We start from the raw sequence: 22,855 nt of genomic DNA on the forward strand, positions 1-22,855 counted from the left end.
CTAAAATCCAAAATTCCTATGCCTCTTCTTCCCTCTGATACCCCCTTATATAATCATCCTCTGCCACAAATTGAACAGTGGCTAAAAAACCAAGGTTGTCAACAAGATGACACACAGAGGCATTGCTGGCATATACAGCGCCCTAGTTGGAAAGCTGAACTATGGCTCGATGTTGAGCAAATCGTAGTGCGATATGTCCAATCTGGGGAAAATGGGCAAGATATCCAACGTTCATTCAAGTATTCTTTGAGTCGGGATGATGTAGAACAAGCGGTGTTTTCTGGGCCATAAATGAAGTGCTGAGTTCAGTTCACGGTAAAAAGGTACGGAAATCAAGCCGCAATCACGTTCAAAAAAGAATGAACACCCAACAATCGGATGCCATAAGTTGCCATTACTGCCCTCAACTCATCATCAGCACGTAAATCATCATCCCCAGACACAATAATTTCTGCTTGGCCATCAATAGCCGTAGCAAGCACAGCTAAATCTTTGGGATCTCGACAATTAGGTGGAACCGTTTCCAACTCAATCCATATTGCTCGGTACTGCAACTGCTGTTCAAGTTGATTAGCAATGCTTGGGTTAATCCGTTCTTTTAAGCGGGGGCGATTCCAAACTAAATGGAGTTCTTCCATTAAAGGTTGACTCATCACCAACTGAAATTTATCCTCATTAAATGCCTCCAATATGGGCAATGTAACTCGCCCTCTAAGCAAAATACGAATCCAAATGTTGGTGTCGATGACCACTCGAAACGTCATGTTTGGTGAAATTGCTGGCGCACAGCCTTAATTTCAGCCATGATATTATCGTCTGTAATCTCATCAACTGGGGGTTGAGCATAAAGTTCTTGAATTAAAGCCCTCAAATCTGAACGTAAATCCACTAAAATCAACGCTCTGGCAACCTCTGCCCGTTCCTCTGGTTGCAACTGTTGCACAGCCGTAATGAGTTGTTCCAGGGTGATAGGAATCGATACCATATCAATAGCCATCATTGAGTTTATTAAATTGTAGTGCGATCGCCAATCTTGTAGCTTCGCTAACGCATCCTAGCGACTTAATAAACGTAATATTTTATACTTTCCCAAATCGCCGTTCGCGTTGTTGGTAGGCAGATAAGGCGCGGTGAAACTCAGCCCGGTCAAAATCGGGCCAAAGAGCATCTGTGATGTAAATTTCTCCATAAGCCATTTGCCAGAGAAGGAAATTTGAGAGGCGCATTTCTCCACTGGTGCGAATTAACAAATCTGGGTCAGTAATTCCAGCTGTGTACAAGTGGCTTTCAAAGACCTGTTCATTAATTTCATCGGGTTGTAGCAGACCTTGCTGGACTTGTTTTGCGATCGCCTGACAAGCTTGTAAAATCTCCTGTCGTCCGCCATAATTAGTTGCTACTGAAAACCGGATACCACCATTATCCTTGGTTGCTTCCATTGAACGCGATATTTCTTGTTGGAGCGATCGTGGCAGAGCCTGCAAATTTCCCACAAACTTAATTTGCACATTCTCTTCGACCATTTCCCGTAGTTCTTGGCGCAAAACTCTTTGAAACAGAGTCATTAAAAAATCCACCTCTTCTTGGGGCCTTTTCCAGTTCTCTGTTGAAAAAGCATAAGCCGTCAGCGCCTGAATTCCCCAATCCTGACAACAGCGAAGTAAATCCTTGAGAGCATCTACTCCTCGCTTATGGCCCATAATCCGAGGTAAACCCTGACGTTTAGCCCATCGACCATTGCCATCCATAATCACCGCAACGTGCTGCGGCAATAGTTCTCGTTTTAAGTCAGTAGGCAAATCTTGCAGTTTAGTTTGTTGTGCTGTCATTTTTTATCTCGAGAAGCGGTCGATGGTAATCTGAGTAAACGTGAAACCAGTGCTCGTGTCTTCCCACCTATCTGACGAACAAAACTCAACAGACCGGGAGCTACAGCTTCCCTATCTACGATTGGGGACAAAAGAGCCTCTAATGATTCTTTCAGTTTCCTAATCGTAAGGGGTCTATTTAGGGTTCCCCGTTCCGCTAAGGAAATAGAACCCGTTTCTTCAGACACAACGACACAAATGCAATTTTCGACCCGCTCAGTAATTCCCATTGCCGCCCGGTGGCGTGTTCCCAACTGGCGCGAGGCTGTGCGTCCCGAAAGTGGTAAAATTATACCCGATGAGATGATCCGTGATCCACGAATCAATGTTGCCCCATCGTGTAACAAAGTTTTTGGCTGAAAAATTGTCTGGATTAGTTCTTTAGAAACCTCCGCATTTAGCTTTACTCCTGGCACAGAAAAATCTCGCTCATCAATTGGCCCTGTGGTTTCCACAATTAGTAAAGCTCCAATGCGGTTTTTTGACAATTCTTTAACAGCCTCAACAATTTCATCAATTACACTATCAGATTTGGGGATTGCCAGTCGGTCGGGTTGAAACAACTGGCGGAATTCGCCACGCCCCAATTGTTCCAAAAACCGCCGAAACTCTGACTGTAAAGCAACTGCCATCGCTACAGCACAACCTATTACCAACTTTTCCAATACAAAACTTAGCAGAGGTAGTCCTAATCGGCCACTTAGTGCGGAGGCTAGCATTAAGATAATGAATCCCCTCACCATCCACAGTGTTCGGCGCTCACTAATAATAACTAGTATCATGTACGTCAGCGCCAGCACTAACACAATATCCAGAGTCCCAAGTAGCAAGGACTGTGACCATCCTAGGTTTATCAGCCATTGCTTCCACCAATCTCTCATGACATCTGGATTACACTTTTGCCTCTAATTACATTTAGTCATTAGTCATTAGTCATAAGTCATTAGTAATTAGTTCCTGGCTAATGACTTATGACCAAGGACAAAAGACTATTTCTTTAGCCTTTCTGGTAGGCGATCTTGTCGAATTAAGTCTTGATAAGTTTCACGTTGCAAAATTAAATTTGCTTCGCCATTCACCACAACAACTGCTGCCGATCGGGGCAAGCGGTTGTAGTTAGATGCCATACTGTAATTGTACGCACCAGTTCCCATAACTACGAGAATATCTCCTGGTTCAGTCTTTGGAAGTAGTGCATTCTTAATCAGAATATCTCCTGATTCACAATGTTTACCAGCAATTGTGACTGTTTCGGTTAACGGAGAAGACATTTTATTGGCAATTACTGCCCGATAAACTGATTGGTAAGTAATCGGGCGGGGATTATCAGACATTCCCCCATCGATCGCTACGTAGGTACGAATTTCTGGGATAACTTTGGATGAACCAATAGTATAAGCAGTGACGCAAGCTGTGGCAATTAGCGATCGCCCCGGTTCACACAATAATTTTGGCAAAGGCAGATTTTCAGCTGCACAAGCTGCTTGGATTACTTCACAAATGGGTTTTACCCACTCTTCAATGCTAGGGGGATCGTCTGATTCTATATACTTAATCCCCAAACCGCCACCGACATTTAACTCTGTAATATTTAAATCATACTTCGCGGCATCCCGCAGCCATTGCACCATAAGAGAGGCCAAATCTTGATGCGGTTGGCGCTCAAAAATTTGGGAACCGATATGAGCATGTAAACCTACGCAGTTAAGATCAGATTGCTTGCTTACAAAAGTAAACAATTCATCTAGCTGATTGGGATCAAAGCCAAATTTACTATCTAGTTGTCCCGTGCGGATATATTCGTGCGTATGACATTCGATACCTGGAGTCAAACGCAGCATAATTCGAGGTTTTTGTAGAGTTGTATACAACTTCTCCACAATTTCTACTATAGTGCGTAACTCGTGCCAGTTATCCACCACAATGGTACAACCGGATTCTATAGCAAAAATTAGTTCTTCACGAGACTTGTTATTGTTATGGAGGTAGATTTTATCAGCACTGACACCCGCTTGTAAGGCAGTGTAGAGTTCTCCCCCAGATGCTACATCTATTCCTAGTCCTTCGGATGCCGCGATCGCGCAAACTGCTAAACAATTCCAAGCTTTTGAGGCGTACAATACTTGAGATTCGCCTTTGTAGTATTGCTTGAAAGCATCTCGGTATTGCTGACAAGCCGAACGCAAGGTTTCTTCATCTAAAATATATAAAGGTGAACCAAACTGCTCAACTAGGGTTGTGACATCACACCCACCAATTTCCAGGGAGTCATGATTATGGACTCTGGCAGTTAAGGGTAAAAGTTCCTGATTAGGCGATGGATTTGCCTTGGTGTCGTGCCTTTGAGGTAAATATTGACTTCCAGAATGTTGAACCCCAGTGGGGTGAGTCGATACCATAACTATAAAAGTTTTCCTTGTTCAAATTACGGGCTTTGAGTTTGTCTCCCGATTCCCAGTGTACAAAGGGTTTGTAACGTTATTCAATAAATGTGATTGCATTAGACTTAGAAATTAAATTACTGACATTAGAAAATCTCAGTGCTATTCTGGAACTCGATCAAGCCTGTTTTGGCGGACTTTGGACTCTGGACGGCTACAAACGAGAATTGGATAGTCCCAACAGCGATATACTCGGCTTGTTTTCTCCCTCCTCCAACACGAGTTTGCTAGGAATGGGTTGCTTTTGGTCAATTTTAGATGAAGCTCACATTACAATTTTGGCGGTTCATCCTCAATATCACCGTCAAGGAATGGGTGCGGCTTTACTATATTCGCTCATTAAGACAGCTTGCGATCGCAAAATGGAGCGAGCTACCCTCGAAGTCCGAGCTTCCAACTTGGCGGCAATATCTTTATATCAAAAATTTGGCTTTCAAACAGCTGGGCGGCGGCGGCGTTACTACCAAGATAACGATGAGGACGCTTTAATTCTTTGGCTTCCAGATTTACAACACCGCAAATTTAAAGCAACTTTAGACCAATGGTATTCCATTGTCAGCGATCGCTTGAACAAATCTTCTTGGCACTTGCTTGTTAACTAATTCGTAATTCGTAATGGGCTACGCCCCGCTACGCTAACGTAATTCGTAATTAAACACGAATTATAGCTTTGCCCTCTTGAAGAGCGGGGAGGGCGTTGGGGGTGGGGTTCTTGTAGCTTACTCAACTCAGAAGGCCTACATTTAACTGTTGGGTATTAGTAATTTTGAATTATTGGCACTTGCGATCAGCTTCAGCAAAAAAATGTAACTTTGCCGCACCTATTTTTATTCAAATATTTTATCTAAAAACTAAATTCTATAAGCAGATTATATATCAAATATTTTTACTTGATATTAAAAAATATATATGTTATGTATAAGTGTTTGGGATTGAGTGAATAAACTCTCAATGTAAGCAGTGAACTGTTTGTAATAAATCCCAAAAAGGCTGGTGAACTAAAGCTCCTCAGTACACTAGCCAGATAAAAGTAGTCAATAGTTAACAATTAGCCCATCAACTCAAGTCATAGCTTCAGGATGTCTATAATCTGTTATACAGGCATCCAAAAGCTTTGCCTGTGCTAAAATCAGCATACCGGCACGACCGCAGATGATGGGATAAAGCCATGTTTGAGCGCTTCACAGAAAAAGCCATTAAGGTAATCATGCTGGCCCAAGAAGAGGCCCGCCGTTTAGGTCACAACTTTGTCGGAACCGAGCAGATCCTCCTGGGTCTGATTGGCGAAGGCACTGGAGTGGCTGCCAAGGTGCTGAAATCAATGGGCGTCAATCTCAAAGATGCCCGAATTGAAGTTGAAAAAATTATAGGACGGGGATCAGGCTTTGTTGCCGTGGAAATTCCGTTTACGCCACGGGCGAAGCGAGTTTTAGAACTCTCCTTGGAGGAAGCACGCCAACTGGGGCATAACTACATTGGCACCGAGCATCTGCTGTTGGGCCTAATCCGCGAAGGGGAAGGCGTCGCAGCCAGGGTGCTAGAAAACCTCGGTGTGGATCTATCTAAGGTAAGAACCCAAGTCATCCGCATGTTGGGAGAAACTGCCGAAGTTTCACCAGGCGGTTCATCCGGGCGCACAAAAACCCCGACTCTGGATGAATTTGGCTCCAACCTGACTCAGATGGCAATAGATAATAAGCTCGATCCAGTGGTGGGACGCGCTAAAGAAATTGAGCGGGTGATCCAGATATTGGGTCGCCGAACCAAAAATAACCCAGTGCTGATTGGGGAACCAGGGGTTGGTAAAACAGCGATCGCTGAAGGTTTAGCTTCACGCATTGCCACCAAAGATATCCCTGACATCCTGGAAGATAAACGCGTCGTCACCTTAGATATTGGTTTGCTCGTAGCAGGAACCAAGTACCGGGGTGAATTTGAAGAACGCTTGAAAAAAATCATGGATGAAATCCGCTCGGCGGGTAATGTCATTCTCGTGATTGATGAGGTACACACCTTAATTGGTGCGGGTGCGGCAGAAGGTGCTATTGACGCAGCGAATATCCTCAAGCCAGCTTTGGCTAGGGGTGAGTTGCAGTGCATCGGCGCTACAACCCTAGATGAATACCGGAAGCACATCGAGCGAGATGCAGCGCTAGAGCGGCGTTTCCAACCAGTGATGGTTGGCGAACCTACAGTTGATGAAACAATTGAAATTTTGTATGGTTTGCGCGAACGCTACGAGCAACACCATAAACTGAAAATCTCCGACGAAGCATTGGTAGCGGCGGCGAAATTGTCAGACCGTTACATTAGCGATCGCTTCCTCCCAGATAAAGCCATCGACTTAGTTGATGAAGCTGGTTCTAGAGTGCGCTTGATTAACTCCCAACTGCCACCCGCAGCCAAAGAGTTAGACAAAGAACTGCGTCAGATATTAAAAGAAAAAGATGACGCGGTGCGCTCTCAAGACTTTGACAAAGCTGGAGAATTGCGCGATCGCGAAATGGAAATCAAAGCCGAAATCCGGGCGATCGCTCAAAGCAAGACCAATGCAACTGGCACAGAAGGTGAAGAACCTGTAGTTACAGAAGAAGACATTGCCCACATTGTCGCTTCCTGGACTGGAGTACCGGTGAACAAACTCACCGAATCTGAATCTGAAAAGCTGCTGCACATGGAAGACACCTTGCACCAGCGTTTAATTGGTCAGGATGAAGCTGTGAGAGCAGTTTCACGCGCAATTCGTCGCGCTCGTGTCGGTTTGAAGAATCCCAATCGACCCATAGCTAGCTTTGTCTTCTCTGGGCCTACTGGTGTAGGTAAAACCGAGTTGGCGAAGTCCTTAGCTGCTTACTTCTTCGGTTCCGAAGAAGCGATGATCCGCTTAGATATGTCCGAATACATGGAGCGTCACACCGTCAGCAAACTGATTGGTTCGCCTCCTGGTTATGTTGGCTATAACGAAGGTGGTCAGCTGACTGAAGCCGTGCGGCGACGTCCTTACACCGTGGTGTTGTTCGACGAAATCGAAAAAGCACACCCCGATGTATTCAACATGCTGCTGCAAATTTTGGAAGACGGACGGTTAACTGATGCCAAAGGTCGCACGGTGGACTTCAAGAACACCTTGCTGATTTTAACTTCCAATATTGGTTCTAAGGTAATTGAAAAAGGCGGTAGCGGTATCGGCTTTGAATTCTCCGAAGATGCCAGCGAGTCAACTTACAACCGGATTCGCTCTTTGGTGAACGAAGAATTGAAGCAGTACTTCCGTCCAGAGTTCCTCAACCGACTCGATGAAATTATCGTCTTCCGTCAGTTGAACAAGCCGGAAGTGACCCAAATCGCCGAAATTATGCTCAAGGAAGTATTTGGTCGTCTGACCGAAAAGGGTATCACCTTAGAAGTCACAGACCGCTTCAAGGATCGGTTGATCACTGAAGGTTACAGTCCCAGCTACGGCGCTAGGCCATTACGTCGGGCAATTATGCGCCTGTTAGAAGATAGCCTAGCAGAAGAAATTCTGTCTGGTCGCATTAAGGATGGCGATACAGCCCTTGTTGATGTGGATGAAAATGGCGTTGTCCAAGTCAGTTCTCAACAGCGTCGGGAATTGTTACCCCAAGGTGTTGAGTAAAATTTAGGGTTTGGGATTTGAATCTCAAATAAAAATTAGAAACCAGTAGAGTATTAATTGCTCTACTGGTTTTTTGTGTGAAAACATTTGGGGATAATTTTAGTTTTCATTTAAAGAATTAACTATTTCCTTAACAAACCAGTTTATTGTATTGTGTATTTTTTGATAATCTTTTTGCTCGAATAATTCTTTAAGTTCATTGTGAGGTTGCTTTCCATCTGGAAAAATTTGCACATTTTTTTCTAATGGATATTGTAATATGCTTAGATTTTTTTTAATTTCGTTGACTACTTTTCCAGCGTCTAAAAAACTATTTTTTAGGTTAGATAGAGTAATATATGCCCATCCTTCTTCTACTTTTCCGCTAACTTTAATTCCTTTTCTATTGACTACAAATTCAATAAATAAGGCTTCTATTTTTTCTTTATTAATACCCTTATTAAGTGACTTGAGACGTATTTTTATGAATTTACCTTTAGCTTCAATTCTTTCTTTAATCGATTTACCATTCAAATCTCCATGACTAGCAACATCCCTGATATCCATGATGCTAGTAATTATTTTGTAATCTTCATTCTCATAAAGTTTAAAATTTGCTTTACTACTATAAACAATTTTAAAAAAATCTCAAAGTCAAAGACTTCTGAAAAGAGGACTTGCTGCTCATGTATTTAACGATGAACCTACAATGAATAAAGTTACTCAAGCCATAATAGAAAATGGGCAGTTCACCGGAATGATGCGAGGATATGACCGTTATGGGATGTTTTTTAATGAACCAATAGGTTATAGAATCAGTCCAGATGGTAGCCGTATTCTACTTTACTATGGGGAGATAAAAATCAATGCAGACAACCAATGTCACGTCATCCCCCGCACAAGACCGAGTGAAGAATAACTGGGAATTTACAGAAGTATGGATAGATCCAATGTTATCCCCTCCATATATTCTTTTATTGCTTTGCAACAGTGAAGATAACTGTCAAGTTTATGATCCGGCGCAGGGTTATAAAATTGTATTTTCTAGTAATGACTATAATGCAGCTAAGTTATGGTTGCTAGAAGATGAGTATGAACCAATTGAAGGTAGGCTTTTAGCTGCGAAATTAGCCTAAGTTACTAGAGAGAATATCACCGCATGATTGACGCTGGCATTTTGAGCGATCGCAAAGTTGAACTACTCAAATAAAAAATTGTCGAAAGGGTAAGCTATGCTACCCTAGCTTATAGCTTAATACCTGTTAAAGTTCTGAGATATTGATAATCAACCAGATTTTACTATTGAATTTGTTAGCCCTTCGTAGACATCGCACCACATAAATGCTCTTTTAACTAACCAAACTCTCGTTACGAAATCTGGGGTAAAATACCGCTTTACAGTCTTTGAGATGATTATCCCGATTTTATATGCGTCTATTCCGAGAAAAAGAATGGTTATTTAGCCTACTGGTAATATCTCTAGTTCTATGGCTGATATTTTTAGGAAACTCCCCTTTACGAGATTGGGATGAAGGGACTGTGGCACAGGTTGCCCGTGAAATTTGGCGTGCCCCATTTGGTTCAATGCATTGGCTTTACCCCACCTTGGGAGGTGAACCTTATCATAATAAGCCACCACTGATGCACTTACTAATTGCCTGGACTTACTCTATCGGAGGCGTGAATGAGTGGACAACACGTCTACCGGGTGCAGTGTTAACTGCCTTGGGTGTGCCTTTGCTTTACTTAGTGGGATGTTTGCTTTTTAACGAAAGTTTACCAGCTTTATTTGCCGCTTTAGTTTACTTAACAATGTTGCCTGTGGTGCGTCACGGAAGGCTAGCAATGTTAGATGGTACAACTATTACCTTTTTCTTGCTGTTGTTATTTTTTTTGCTAAAAGCACGTCAAAATCGTCGGTATGCTCTCGGTGTGGGATTTTGTCTAGGGTTAATAACTCTAACTAAAGGGATGATGGTTTTGCCGCTAGGAGCGATCGCTTGTTTATTCCTCATTGCAGATCGACAATTTGCTTTGTTAAAAAGCCCCTATTTATTAATGGGAATGTTTTTAGGAAATGCGCCAGCGATCGCTTGGTTTCTTGCTCAATGGCAACATTATGGCGAAAATTTCTTCCAAGTGAATTTTCAAGCACAAACCTTTAATCGCCTTACACAATCTGTTGAAGGTCATAGTGGGCCTATCTGGTACTATTTAATTGAGATAATTAAGTATAGTTTCCCTTGGCTATTATTTTTACCCGGAGGTTTTTATCTAGCTTGGAAAAAACGTCATACTTCCGGGAGCCGCCTAATTATTATCGGCACAATCGTTTACTTAGGAACTATCTCTTTAATGAGAACTAAGCTCCCGTGGTATGTTATGCCTATATACCCATTTTTAGCTTTGGCAATTGGTGCTAAACTTAGCGAAATTTGGCAGAATGACCATTTTAAGGGACGAAGTTTGGCAATATTTCTGGCTATTATTTCTATTGCTGGTTTAGGAGGTTGTGTTTACTTTTTTATTAAAAAAGAACCTATTTTAATAGTCATGAGTATTGTTTTGGCAATAAGTATGGGCATTGCAGCATGGCTAGTTAAACAGCGCGATCGCAAGTTTATTCCAGTATTGTTTTCTGGGATGTACTTAGTTTTAGCACTGTTGATGAGTTCGCAATCATGGATTTGGGAATTGAATGAAGCTTTCCCAGTTAAACCAGTCGCGGAATTAATTCGGGCAAATGTTTCACCAGGAACACAAATTTATACTTCTTTTGGTTATAGTCGTCCTAGTTTAGACTTTTATAGCGATTGCAAGGTAACTGCTGCAACTGTGCCAGTTTTACAAAAAATGTTATCTAATAAATCTTATTTGCTATTAGACAATGAGGCTTTACAGCAAATCAATTTAACTGGTAGTACAATTATAGGATCAGCTAAAGAATTTACACTGATTTCACCATAACTTAAAGATGTGGAAAGTCTTATTTTATTACCTTAATTCGTTATATAAAATTTAGCTATAGTAAATTAAGAGTCATGCTACTATGAGCCTTCGTTCGTTACTTGAATAATAGATTGACTAGATTGGGCTAGATAGATACCCACTAAAACGACGGCAAAAGTCGCCCAGTCAAACAAACCTACTTGTTCTGAAAAAATGAACCAAGCGAAAATGGAAGCCAAGACTGGATTGAGGAGAAGGGTAACAGCGACGACGCCTGACGAGAGTCTACTGAGGCTATAAGTCAAAAGTCCCTGACCCAATACTTGGCAGAAGAGAGCTTGAAAAATGATGAAAAACCACCCCATCCAAGAATAGGGAAACAATCTCTCTTCGATGAATGGGAGAATAGGCAACAGAAACATTGTAGTGACACCACAACGCCAAAGCATTATGGTTGCGGTAGTAAATCGGGTTTGGAGTTGTTCTATCAGCAGCAAATAGGTGGCAATAAAAACTGCGGTTAGAAATGCTAGCGCATCACCAAGTATTTGGTCAGTTGCAAATTGTATATTATGAAGTTCAAAGGCGATCGCTCCTAAAAGGGCTATGACCATACCAATAACAAATCTGTTATCGAAGCGCCGACCTAATAACAGATACCCAGCCGCAGCAACGAATAAGGGATTTAAATTAGACAATAAAGCTACGTTAGCAACGCTAGTTTGACTCAGCGACCAAGCCCACAACAACAGGGAGGTCGTTGCAGCACTTCCCATTGCCAATAACAGCCATACATCCTTTTTTGTAAAAGGCTTCTGTTCTATAGGTTGATGATCGGGTTGTTGGCGGCGCAAAGCCTCAAGTCCATTCCACAGCGCAAAGACGACTGCGGCAATCCAACTCCGATGAAATCCTACAGCATTTGCACCAATTTCTTGTTCGCATAATTTTGTTAGAGATGGTGCCAAAGATATGGGAATTAGGGCAACAAATAATGAGACAGCTCCTAGTAAAGCTGGTGTTTCAAAAAATTGTTGCTTTAGTAATAACAATTTGATCGTTATACTTTTAACGAAAGTGTTAACTATAGTTTTGACTGATTCCTGAAACGGGAAATTAACAGTAGCTTGGCTAGATATGGCTAAGTATAAACCCATTAAAACTACAGCAAAACCTACCCAATTTGAGAAAGTTAATTTTTCCGAAAATATTACAACAGCGAAAATGCCGCTAAATAATGGCTCTAATAGATGCACCAAGGAGACAACTACAGAGGAAAACTTGGCAAGGCTATAGGTCAAAAGCCCATGACCTAAAACTTGGCAGATCAGGGCTAGGGAAATCACCCAAAGCCATCCACTGACTGTAGAGGGGAAAACCTGATCTTGAGTGAACAAAAGTATGGGGAAGATGGCTAAAGCCGCGATCGCACTGATCCACAACTGGATTGTGGCAGGAGAAAATTTGGTTCGTAGTTTTTCTACGATTAGCAGGTATCCACTCAAGAAAACCGCAGAAACGATCGCAGCAAAGCCCCCTTGAACTTCGTCTGTGGCGATTTGCAGTTCCTCAAATTCAATAGCGATCGCTCCCCCAAGGGCAATGGCCATCCCAATCAGGAACTGGCTCTCAAAAGCCTGACGAAATAACAGCCACACCCCTAAGCTAGTGAATATAGGAGCAAGGTTATGCAACACGCTAGAAATCGCAACGCTAGTTTGAGTCAGCGACCAAGCCAAAAAGCCTAAAGTAGCAGCCCAAAGAATACCAGCACCTAACAATAGCAACAAATCCTGACTGGTGTAGGTCTGCTGTTCTCCAGATTTTTCTAAGGAGAATCGCTGCCGTATTGCCTTGTATCCATGCCATACCAAGAAGACCACACTAGCAAGCCAAAAACGATTAAATACAGTGGCATTGGGGCTGAGTTCCATTTCGCTCAATTTCATAAAAATAGAGCCAAAAGAAATTGCACCTACACCTACAAATAATGAAGCGATCGCTATCTTTGTTTGATTGGATACATTCATTAGGAAATTTAAATATATGGTCAAACCCTCTAACCAACCCAGCGCTCTTGGGCAAATCCTACAGCTATTTTGGCTAGTAGTGTCACAAAAGCGCCCAATATTAAATATCCCTGACGAGGATGGCGAGATAACAGCAAACCAATGGCTATATTCAGAGGCACAATACCATAAGCTAGGCGGCTCAAAGAGATAGTACCTCCAGAAGCTAACAGCAAACCAATACCGCAAAAGCCATAAATAACTGTAACTGCGGTCAACTGCCTGTGTAAGCGCCACAACACATAGCCACCACCCAAGACCATGAACAAGTTGAGCAAGTTATTGATCCACTCTTCACTTGCCAGAATCAACAAAAATAAGATTAAAGCATAAAAGCCATAAAATAATTTCACAGAACTAAAACGTTGACGGAAACACCATAAAAGATAGCCACTGGTAACGATCGCGCCAAACAACAACAGATACCAGGGGTCTTGAATGCCGCCAGAGGGGTTTTGAACCCAACCAAATTGCCAATTATTTGTGCCGACTACAATTTGCATGAGCATATTTAACCAACCCTGCCAATCAAACCCCAGAGTTGGCCGCCATCCCCGTTGTGCTTCGATAAAAGCTAAAGGATTGCCAAAATAAATCGCACAATACAAACTGAATAGAAGTATGCCAATAGCGGTAGTAAAACCAGCTATATAGGCAATGAGTGGTCGGCGTTCTTTCCACGCTGCGATCGCAAATGCTGGAATTAGTGCCATACCTGTAGGACGTGTTGCTGTCGCCATCGCACCCCAAAGCGCAGTCCAGCCATACTGCTTTTTATCAAACGACCGCAAAGCCGATGTACTCAAAAACAAATACAGCCCCTCTGTGTAAATCACGCCCGTAAACATAGAAGATGGATACAAAGAAACTACAGCAGTCGTCCACTGCGCTGCATTGATGCCATAATTCTCTTTAATCCAAAGGTACAAACAGTAAAGGGCTGCGAAAAATGCCAAGTTGTTGACAAACGTACCGGCTAATTCAAACGGCAAGCCCAGTTTCATCAAAACCCAAATGCTTAAGGGAAACAGGGGAAAGAAGGCCAGATTGTGTTGCTTGCCGTCATTTACAAATTCATATCCAGAAGTAGCGATCGCTCGGTAATGCATACTATCCCATGCATCAACAACCCCCCAGCCAAAATGGGGCAAAAATTCTTCTGTCGGTAACGGTAGCTTTGGCGCAACCAGCAACATAGCAGTCCAGATGAAGATTCGGCTGGCAAGCCATATTGCTGCTGGAAACAGGAAATCATTTTTCCATAAAACTTTTTTTCTAACTATCTGAACTTTAACCATAAGCTTGAGTGCTTCAACAAACTCCTTTATGCATTTTTTTACATATAGCTGCAAGACAGCAATTTATGATTAACATTTTGCATATTAAATCTTCCAACAAAATAATTAACAAACTGGACACATTAGTAATTAATTGAAATTATTTCCTATTTGGGGCCTTTTGACAATTGTCTCGGAATTTATCTTTAAAATATACTATTTATAAATACAAACTTTGTCTAGTTGTATGGAAATTGAGCAGCTTTAGGGCGTATTTTAGACGATGTTTTAAAAGTGGGTAGCTACTGTAAGAAAGCTCACAGGGCGTATGCTGAAATTTGTAGAAACCAGTACCCTGTGGGCGAATGAGTAAAGCATACCGTAGCAAAATGCTTGGATGGAAAGATGCAAAATTCTCGTCAAGAGCTTTGAGAGAACTTTAGAAGACAGCCACTGCCAAGGTAAATCTTTGTGGTTCTTCGGTTGATGGTTAAGAGGCTTGCTGCACCTTCTTAGATGTCAAATCGGTTCTATAATCTAGATGCAAAGATGTAAAAATTTTATCCTTTTCAACAAGGATATATTAAGACAATACCAGATAATTGCACTACCAGCATTATGCCCATAGATTTACGGGAATTTTATCAGGCTAGCGATCCCAGCAGAACTCTGTTTGTCAACAATAGCTCTGATAGCAAATATTACATTGATTTTTCCTCGGTACGAGGTGGTGATATTCTTGGCAAGCTGAAGCAAAAAATTACTTTTTTTAAGCCGAATGAACCCACTTGCACGTTATTTACTGGGCATATTGGTTGTGGGAAATCGACAGAACTATTACGGTTACAGGCAGAACTGGAAAAATTAGGCTTCCACGTCGTCTATTTTGAGTCCAGTGACGATTTGGAAATGACCGATGTCGATATTGCTGATGTGCTGCTAGCGATCGCTCGTCGGGTGAGTCAAAGTCTGGATAAAATTACATTGGAGACACCTAACAAGTTTAATGAGTTGCTGCAAGGTGCTTGGAAAGTCTTAAACTCCGAGGTGACGGGGGTAAAAGTTAAGGTTCCGAATGTCGGTGATTTTGGTGTTACCTCTGAAAAAGAAAAATTGTCTCTGTCTGTGGGCATTGGTGAAATCACCGCGAAGATGAAAAATGACCCAACGCTGCGAGAAAAACTCAATCAGTATTTAGCACCGCAAAAAACTAAGCTGTTGGAAGCGATTAATCAAGAATTATTAGAACCGGCCGTGGCTAAACTCAAACAGCAGGGTAAAAATGGTCTGGTGGTAATTGTCGATAATCTTGACCGCATAGATAATCGTGTCAAACCTTGGGGTCGTCCGCAACAGGAATATTTATTTGTCGATCAAGGTGAGTTTTTGACAAGGCTCAATTGTCATCTACTCTACACCATGCCCTTGGCTTTGAAGTTTTCCAACGATTACGGAATGCTAACCCAGCGTTTCCCAGAAGATCCCAAAGTATTACCAATGGTACCTGTACAAAAAACTGATGGCAGTGTTCATGTAGAGGGAATGGCACTGATGCAGCAAATGGTACTAGCTAGAGCTTTTCCTGATTTGACACCAGAGGAGCGTTTAAATAAAGTTACCGAGATTTTTGATAGTACTACTAGCTTAGAGCGGTTATGTCAAATGAGCGGTGGTCATGTGCGCGACGTGCTGAGGCTGCTGAATACCTGGATTATGGAAGAAATGAGTCTTCCCCTAACCCGTGAAACCTTAGAGCAAGTTATTCGTTCTCGTCGGAATGAAATAATGTTGCCGATTTCTGATGATGAGTGGCAATTGTTACGTCATGTCAAGGAAAGGAAAAAGGTCAGTGATGACCAAGGATATCAAAAACTGATTCGCAGTCGGTTTGTCTTTGAATATCGTGATGGTGGTGAGTCTTGGTTTGATGTTAATCCCGTTTTGGCTGAGGCGAAGGAGTTGCAGTAAAGTATCTTTCGCTTACCCACTCACCCGCCTGGGAATAAATTCCGAGGCTAATAGCTAAAGTCCTCTCAAGAGGACTAATAATTGCTTCCAGTCCACTTCAGTGGACTTCAGCTATTAGCCTTGCACTTAAGTGCAAGGCGGGATATGTTGACTCAACGTCAAAATATATGGTAAAAATTCGCACCTGAAAAGCATATTAGCTCTATGAGTCCACAACAACCATCAAAAGATGACCATATAAATAGCGATGTCTACGACGAGCTACGCCTACGCTCTCTGAAACAATTAGCTTGGGCGATCGAATCCTCTGTGGGACAGTTTAAGCTGATTTTGGCACGGTGTAATTATGGCAGTTTGCGCGATCGCTTAATCTCCAGATTGCAAGAAATTTGCCAAGTCGAAATTCGTGTCTTGGCGGTGCAGCAATCTCACAGAACTCTTTATACTGCAATTCAGGAAGAATTTGGCGCAGAAATACCAGGCTGTGTGATGGTTGTGGGTTTGGAATCAGTGCAGAATTTGTCTGTGATGTTAACTTCTGCCAATCAGGTGCGGGAGGAGTTTCGCAAGAATTTTGCTTTTCCCTTAGTGTTGTGGATTGACGATGAAATCTACAAGCAACTAATACAGTTTGCGCCAGATTTGGAAAGTTGGGCAACTACGAGAGATTTTGCCATATCAACACAGGAATTGGTAGATTTTATCATCGAAACCGCTAATCAATGGTTTAGTAATAACTTAAAATTTAGCGTAGATGAATATCTTAAACTGGAGAATGAGTTAGAAGCGGCGCAAAGATATTTACTCAAACAGCCAGAGGTTTATAATTTAGAAATCGAAGCTAATTTAGAATCTTTATTAGGTTTTATCAAACAGATAAATAATCAAAAAGATTCGGCGTTAGAGCATTATCACAACGCTTATAAGCTCTGGCAGCAAAATCATAATTTAGAAAGACAGGCAAAAATCCTCAGTGAGATTGGCTTTTGTTATTATTTAAAAGCTTTTAAACATCAAGATATCAATCATCCAGATTGGCAAGCCACTTGGCATTATATTCAAGAGTATATAAATTTTATTAACCAGTTCCAAAGTCCAGGTTTAATTGCTAATGCAGTAGTTAAATTCGGTGATATCTTGCGAGACTTGCAAAAATGGGAAACGTTGCAGAGTCTTTCAGAACAAGCTTTAGTAATCCATCGAAATAACAACCAACTAAGAGAATTAGCCAAAAATTACGGTTTTTTAGCTGAGGTAGCTTTGGCTCAAAATAACTGGGTGAAAGCAAATCAGTTAGTTAAGCAAGCCTTGGAAGTTTTTGCTGCAATTCCTAATCTGGAGTCAGCGAATATATCAGGGGTTTTAGCTGATATTACCGAAAGGGTTTTAAAATCAAAAGATTTCAGCTTATATAAGTTTATTTTAGGTCGTTCTCAATACCATTTAGGTCAAATTGAACAGGCAACTCTCAGCTTACAAACTGCTAGGGATATCGGTAATCCCTTAGAAGATGTCAGGCTTTACTTGGATATTCTCAGGTTTTTGCAGCAGCTTTATTTTGAGCAAAAAGAATATCTCAAAGCATATAAAATCAAACAGCAACAGCGTTCCATTGAACAGCAATTTGGCTTGCGGGCTTTTATTGGTGCGGGTAGATTAGAAGCTACAAAACAGGCATTTGTCGAGACATTGCGCTCAAACTCTCCCCAAGGAAACATTGCCCCAGAAATTGCTGCATCTGGTCGCCTATTGGATGTAGAACGTTTAATTGAACGCATGGGTCGCCCTGATTATAAGCTGATAGTAATTCATGGGCAATCGGGTGTAGGCAAAAGTTCCCTGGTGAATGCCGGACTAGTGCCAGCTTTAAAGAATAAAGCGATCGGTATTCAAGATTATTTGCCGGTGGTAATGCGCGTTTACACCAACTGGGTGGAAGAGTTGGGGAGGCTTTTGGGAAATGGGGGAGATGAGGGCAGGGGGCAGGGGGCAGGGAGCAGGGGAGAAGGGGATGAGGGGGAGTTAGAACTTCAAGTTTCGACCTCTGAACTCGGAACTTCGACCTCTGAACTCGGACGTTCGACCTCTGAAGTCGGACGTTCGACCTCTGAACTCGGAACTTCGACCTCTGAACTCGGAACTTCGACCTCTGAACTCGGAACTTCGACCTCTGAACTCGGAAGTTCGACTTCTGAACTCGGACGTTCGACCTCTGAACTCGGAAGTTCGACCTTTGAACTCGGAAGTTCGACCTTTGAACTCGGACGTTCGACCTCTGAACTCGGAAGTTCGACCTCTGAACTCGGAACTTCAACCTCAGAGGCTCAACGTTCAGCCTTTGAACTCGGAACTCCGCAATATTTAATATCCAGACTGAAAGAAAACGAACAGCGCAACCTCCGCACGGTGTTAATTTTTGATCAATTTGAGGAATTTTTCTTTGTTTACACCGAACCAGCACAAAGGAAGCAATTCTTTGAGTTTCTGGGAGAGTGTCTGAATGTTCTATCGGTGAAAGTTATCTTATCGCTGCGGGTAGATTACATCCATTACTTGCTAGAGTGCAATGATTTGTCCAGCCTCAAGATTATTGGCAATGACATTCTCAGTAATAATGTGCTTTACAAGTTGGGGAATTTCTCGCGTGCTGATGCGAAGTCAATTATTCAGCGTTTAACTGAAAATACTAGTTTCCGCTTGGAATGTGCTTTAGTTCAACAACTGGTGCAAGATTTAGCCGGGGAATTGGGTGAAGTTCGTCCCATTGAGTTGCAGGTTGTGGGGGCGCAACTGCAAACGGAGAATATTACAACTCTGGCAGAATATCGCAAGGGTGGCACTAAAGACGAATTGGTTAAGCGTTATTTGGATGAAGTTGTTAATGATTGCGGTGTTGAGAATCAGCAAGCAGCAGACATATTACTGTATTTATTGACGGATGAAAAAGGAACTCGCCCCCTAAAGACTCGCGCTGAATTGGAACGCGATTTGCTCCCGTACTTCTCGGAGATCCCCCCAACCCCCCTTAAAAAGGGGGGCTTAATTTCTTCAACCCCCTTTTTAAGGGGGTCGCCGCAGGCGGGGGGATCAGAAACCCCCTTTTTAAGGGGGTCGCCACAGGCGGGGGGATCAGAAACTAGGGCGGAACAAGCTTCTGAAATCAGTAAATTAGATTTAGTGTTAAAGATTTTTGTCCAATCTGGCTTGGTGGTTTTGCTACCAGAAAACCCGGCTGACCGTTATCAACTGGTACATGACTACATCGCCGCCTTTATCCGCCAGCAACAAGAACCGAAGTTAAAGCAGGTAATGGCGGAACTGGAAAAGGAACGAGAACAAAGAAAACTGAGTGACACGAAACTGAATAACTTTCTCAAACGCGCCCTTTTTGGTTCCGTAGCCGCAGGATTAGTATTAGCTGGGTTGGCAGGTTTATCATGGCGATCGGCACTAGAAGCAAATGAGCAAAGAAAGCAAGCCGATATTAATGAAATTAACGCCCTGAATAATTCTTCAGAAGCATTTGTTGCCTCAGGACAACATCCAGATGCCTTAATAGCAGGTTTAAAAGCAAGTGAAAAACTCAAACTTACAGTTTCGGCACAAGAAAGAAACGATACCCGAATGCAAACTGTAGCAACTTTACAGCAAGCGGTTTACTTACAGCTAAACGAGAAGAAAGAAAACCGCGCTATAGACGTAAATACTTTAGAAGGGCATAGCAGTTGGGTCTATAGCGTCGGATTCAGCCCCGATGGCAAGACACTGGCTTTTGGCAGTGAAGACAAGACGATCAAACTCTGGGATGTCAGCACAGGCAAAGCCATCAAAACCCTGACTGGGCATAACAGTTTGGTCAATAGCGTCGGATTCAGCCCCGATGGCAAGACACTGGCTTCTGGCAGTGATGACAACACGATCAAACTCTGGGATGTCAGCACAGGCAAAGCCATCAAAACCCTGACTGGGCATAGCAGTTTGGTCAATACCGTCGGATTCAGCCCCGATGGCAAGACACTGGCTTCTGGCAGTGATGACAACACGATCAAACTCTGGGATGTCAGCACAGGCAAAGCCATCAAAACCCTGACTGGGCATAGCCGTAGGGTCAATAGCGTCGGATTCAGCCCCGATGGCAAGACACTGGCTTCTGGCAGTGTTGACAACACGATCAAACTCTGGGATGTCAGCACAGGCAAAGCCATCAAAACCCTGACTGGGCATAGCAGTTTGGTCAATACCGTCGGATTCAGCCCCGATGGCCAGACACTGGCTTCTGGCAGTTCTGACAACACGATCAAACTCTGGGATGTCAGCACAGGCAAAGCCATCAAAACCCTGACTGGGCATAGCAGTACGGTCATTAGCGTTGGATTCAGCCCCGATGGCAAGACACTGGCTTCTGGCAGTGATGACAAGACGATCAAACTCTGGGATGTCAGCACAGGCAAAGCCATGAAAACCCTGACTGGGCATAGCAGTTTGGTCTATAGCGTTGGATTCAGCCCCGATGGACAGACACTGGCTTCTGGCAGTTTTGACAAGACGATCAAACTCTGGGATATCAGCACAGGCAAAGCCATCAAAACCCTGACTGGGCATAGCAGTACGGTCTATAGCGTTGGATTCAGCCCCGATGGCCAGACACTGGCTTCTGGCAGTGATGACAACACGATCAAACTCTGGGATGTCAGCACAGGCAAAGCCATCAAAACCCTGACTGGGCATAGCAGTAGGGTCATTAGCGTCGGATTCAGCCCCGATGGCAAGACACTGGCTTCTGGCAGTTTTGACAACACGATCAAACTCTGGGATGTCAGCACAGGCAAAGCCATCAAAACCCTGACTGGGCATAGCAGTTTGGTCAATAGCGTCGGATTCAGCCCCGATGGCAAGACACTGGCTTCTGGCAGTTTTGACAACACGATCAAACTCTGGGATGTCAGCACAGGCAAAGCCATCAAAACCCTGACTGGGCATAGCAGTTTGGTCTATAGCGTTGGATTCAGCCCCGATGGACAGACACTGGCTTCTGGCAGTTTTGACAAGACGATCAAACTCTGGGATATCAGCACAGGCAAAGCCATCAAAACCCTGACTGGGCATAGCAGTTGGGTCATTAGCATCGGATTCAGCCCCGATGGCAAGACACTGGCTTCTGGCAGTGTTGACAAGACCGTGATTTTATGGGACTTAGATTTCAATGGTTTATTACTCAGTGGTTGTAACTTGCTGAATAATTACCTGGTTGCCCATCCAGAAGTGTTAGAAGAGTTGCAATCATGCCAAACTCCATCGCGGTTGGTGCTGGGGGCGACAGTGTTAGTCATCCAAGGTGAGAAGCTAGCGCGAAATGATGATATTAATGGCGCTGTTGAAAAGTTTGGCAAAGCCCAGCAGTGGGATAATAAATTAAAGTTTGATTCTCAGGCGAGAGCGAAAGAGTTGGCGAATTAAGCCAAGGTTGATCGCTTAGTTAATGAAGGAAATAGCCGCTTAGAAGAGAAAAAGTTTAAGGAAGCGATCGCAGCTTACACCGAAGCTCTAAAGTTTGATCCGAAAGCCGAAATTCCTGCTGATTCTTGGAATGCAATATGCTGGGACGGGAGTCTGCAAAAACAAGCCGCCGATGTTTTACCAGCCTGTGAAAAAGCCGTTGCCCTTGCACCTAAAGATAGCAATAATCGTGATAGTCGTGGCTTGGCTAGGGCGCTGACAGGCAACTATCAAGGAGCAATTGAGGACTTTGAGGCATTTATCGCTCAGACTGAAGATAAAGATTATAAAGCACAACGGCAGCGCTGGGTGAAAGATTTACGAGCGGGGAAGAATCCGTTTACAGATGCAGAGATTAAAAAGCTACAGAATTAGGGAATTGGGCATGGGGCATTGGGCATTTAATTCTCTTATCTCCTTGTTCTGTATCAATATGGAATAGACAAAATAAATAATCACAAGGTATAAGGATGGCATACAGCGATTTTAGTCTCGCTAAAGTTAAAAAGAGTTTTGATTTAACACTCGATGAAACTCGGAATTTATTTGTTGATACAAAACCTGTTACGCCATCAGAAACTTTCAGAACGATTTTAATCGATTACATACCTTTAGCAACTGCAATTTCAACCGAAAAAGCTAGATCAGAGTTTTTAATTGCACCAATCCTCGCAGAGGTCAGACGATTATTAAATAATAAAATCTCATTGTTCTCTGGAAATGAATTTAATGTTGATGCAACTCAAGACTTACAAGGGTTTTGCGATTACATCTTCAGCAATTCCCAGGAGCAATTATTTATTTCTGCTCCGGTAATGTTTATTTTTGAAGCGAAAAAAGAAGATATTATCGGCGGTCTTGGTCAATGTGTAGCGGCAATGATTGCAGCCCAACTATTCAATCAAAATCAAGGCAATGAAGTTGGGCGGATTTATGGCTCGGTTACTAGTGGAACTAACTGGAAGTTTTTATTTTTAGAAGGGACGACTGTTTATATAGATTCGACTGAGTACTATATTAAAGAAGTTGATAAAATTTTGGGTATTTTATTGCAACCTTTTCAGCCTGTTTTAACTACTGTTTGAATATATAGCAGGTGCTAATGTAACTCACTTGGTCAAGTTTTAAAATTTGCTAAAAAATAAGAGAAGTTAAAAACTCGTCTACCATT

Annotated in this window: 18 protein-coding genes and 1 pseudogene; 11 read left to right on the plus strand and 8 right to left on the minus strand. The window is 42.7% G+C overall.

The features are described 5' to 3' along the window. Positions 1–18: 18 nt before the first annotated feature. Positions 19–291, plus strand: coding sequence for a DUF3143 domain-containing protein (locus LC608_RS03250; RefSeq protein WP_100898769.1), 273 nt, complete (start codon positions 19–21; stop codon positions 289–291). A gap of 41 nt (positions 292–332) precedes the next feature. On the opposite strand, the gene LC608_RS03255 is transcribed toward LC608_RS03250, so the two are convergent. The 5 genes from LC608_RS03255 to lysA all read right to left on the minus strand — a co-directional run bounded on the left by LC608_RS03255 (position 333) and on the right by lysA (position 4,267). Next, on the minus strand, positions 333–764 hold the full coding sequence (locus LC608_RS03255) for a putative toxin-antitoxin system toxin component, PIN family (protein WP_229552155.1): 432 nt from the start codon (positions 762–764) through the stop codon (positions 333–335). Beyond that, positions 761–1,000, minus strand: a complete 240-nt coding sequence (locus LC608_RS03260) for a hypothetical protein (protein WP_229552156.1) — start codon at positions 998–1,000, stop codon at positions 761–763. Before LC608_RS03260 ends, LC608_RS03255 begins: the two co-directional genes overlap by 4 nt. Before the next feature lie 79 nt (positions 1,001–1,079). Continuing rightward, positions 1,080–1,829, minus strand: coding sequence for an isoprenyl transferase (locus LC608_RS03265; protein WP_229552157.1), 750 nt, complete (start codon positions 1,827–1,829; stop codon positions 1,080–1,082). Next, the gene (gene cdaA, locus LC608_RS03270; RefSeq protein WP_229552158.1) at positions 1,826–2,749 is read right to left on the minus strand and encodes a diadenylate cyclase CdaA; all 924 of its coding nucleotides are present in this window, start codon (positions 2,747–2,749) and stop codon (positions 1,826–1,828) included. Before cdaA ends, LC608_RS03265 begins: the two co-directional genes overlap by 4 nt. A gap of 108 nt (positions 2,750–2,857) precedes the next feature. After that, on the minus strand, positions 2,858–4,267 hold the full coding sequence (gene lysA / locus LC608_RS03275) for a diaminopimelate decarboxylase (protein WP_229552159.1): 1,410 nt from the start codon (positions 4,265–4,267) through the stop codon (positions 2,858–2,860). Positions 4,268–4,359: 92 nt separating this feature from the next. On the opposite strand from lysA, the gene rimI reads away from it, so the two are divergent. Both rimI and LC608_RS03285 read left to right on the plus strand, forming a co-directional pair. Continuing rightward, complete coding sequence (gene rimI / locus LC608_RS03280) at positions 4,360–4,911, plus strand: ribosomal protein S18-alanine N-acetyltransferase (RefSeq protein WP_229552160.1); 552 nt, start codon at positions 4,360–4,362, stop codon at positions 4,909–4,911. Between the two features lie 566 nt (positions 4,912–5,477). Further along, positions 5,478–7,946: an ATP-dependent Clp protease ATP-binding subunit gene (locus tag LC608_RS03285; RefSeq protein ID WP_229552161.1), complete on the plus strand. Its 2,469-nt coding sequence runs from the start codon at positions 5,478–5,480 to the stop codon at positions 7,944–7,946. 99 nt (positions 7,947–8,045) lie between these two features. Here LC608_RS03285 and LC608_RS03290 read toward each other — a convergent pair whose 3' ends face one another. Then, positions 8,046–8,492 (minus strand): hypothetical protein, encoded by a 447-nt coding sequence (locus tag LC608_RS03290; protein WP_229552162.1) that lies wholly within the window; start codon positions 8,490–8,492, stop codon positions 8,046–8,048. A gap of 97 nt (positions 8,493–8,589) precedes the next feature. Between LC608_RS03290 and LC608_RS03295 the strand changes: the two genes are divergently transcribed. The 3 genes from LC608_RS03295 to LC608_RS03305 all read left to right on the plus strand — a co-directional run bounded on the left by LC608_RS03295 (position 8,590) and on the right by LC608_RS03305 (position 10,892). After that, positions 8,590–8,844 carry a hypothetical protein gene (locus LC608_RS03295; protein WP_374108371.1) on the plus strand — a complete coding sequence of 85 codons (255 nt, stop codon included), beginning with the start codon at positions 8,590–8,592 and terminating at the stop codon, positions 8,842–8,844. Beyond that, the gene (locus LC608_RS03300; RefSeq protein WP_229552164.1) at positions 8,792–9,061 is read left to right on the plus strand and encodes a hypothetical protein; all 270 of its coding nucleotides are present in this window, start codon (positions 8,792–8,794) and stop codon (positions 9,059–9,061) included. Before LC608_RS03295 ends, LC608_RS03300 begins: the two co-directional genes overlap by 53 nt. A gap of 292 nt (positions 9,062–9,353) precedes the next feature. Continuing rightward, positions 9,354–10,892, plus strand: coding sequence for a glycosyltransferase family 39 protein (locus LC608_RS03305; RefSeq protein ID WP_229552165.1), 1,539 nt, complete (start codon positions 9,354–9,356; stop codon positions 10,890–10,892). Between the two features lie 80 nt (positions 10,893–10,972). On the opposite strand, the gene LC608_RS03310 is transcribed toward LC608_RS03305, so the two are convergent. Together LC608_RS03310 and LC608_RS03315 are read right to left on the minus strand one after the other, a co-directional pair. After that, positions 10,973–12,904, minus strand: coding sequence for a DMT family transporter (locus LC608_RS03310; RefSeq protein ID WP_229552166.1), 1,932 nt, complete (start codon positions 12,902–12,904; stop codon positions 10,973–10,975). 29 nt (positions 12,905–12,933) lie between these two features. Further along, on the minus strand, positions 12,934–14,241 hold the full coding sequence (locus LC608_RS03315) for a mannosyltransferase family protein (protein ID WP_229552167.1): 1,308 nt from the start codon (positions 14,239–14,241) through the stop codon (positions 12,934–12,936). A 597-nt stretch (positions 14,242–14,838) separates the two neighbouring features. On the opposite strand from LC608_RS03315, the gene LC608_RS03320 reads away from it, so the two are divergent. The 5 genes and pseudogenes from LC608_RS03320 to LC608_RS03340 all read left to right on the plus strand — a co-directional run bounded on the left by LC608_RS03320 (position 14,839) and on the right by LC608_RS03340 (position 22,769). Beyond that, entirely contained in the window at positions 14,839–16,188 is a 1,350-nt protein-coding gene (locus LC608_RS03320) for an AAA family ATPase (protein ID WP_229552168.1), read from the plus strand. A gap of 204 nt (positions 16,189–16,392) precedes the next feature. Next, positions 16,393–21,645, plus strand: coding sequence for a ribosome assembly protein 4 (locus tag LC608_RS03325; RefSeq protein WP_229552169.1), 5,253 nt, complete (start codon positions 16,393–16,395; stop codon positions 21,643–21,645). Between the two features lie 27 nt (positions 21,646–21,672). Beyond that, positions 21,673–21,738: pseudogene (locus tag LC608_RS36765) on the plus strand (hypothetical protein); the annotation flags it as partial. 18 nt (positions 21,739–21,756) lie between these two features. Next, positions 21,757–22,059, plus strand: a complete 303-nt coding sequence (locus LC608_RS03335; protein ID WP_374108372.1) for a tetratricopeptide repeat protein — start codon at positions 21,757–21,759, stop codon at positions 22,057–22,059. A gap of 95 nt (positions 22,060–22,154) precedes the next feature. After that, a complete protein-coding gene (locus tag LC608_RS03340; RefSeq protein WP_229552170.1) occupies positions 22,155–22,769 on the plus strand; it encodes a hypothetical protein in 615 nt (204 codons plus the stop codon). Positions 22,770–22,855 lie beyond the last annotated feature (86 nt).

The sequence above is a fragment of the Nostoc sp. XA010 genome, assembly GCF_020829625.1.
Lineage (GTDB): Bacteria > Cyanobacteriota > Cyanobacteriia > Cyanobacteriales > Nostocaceae > Nostoc.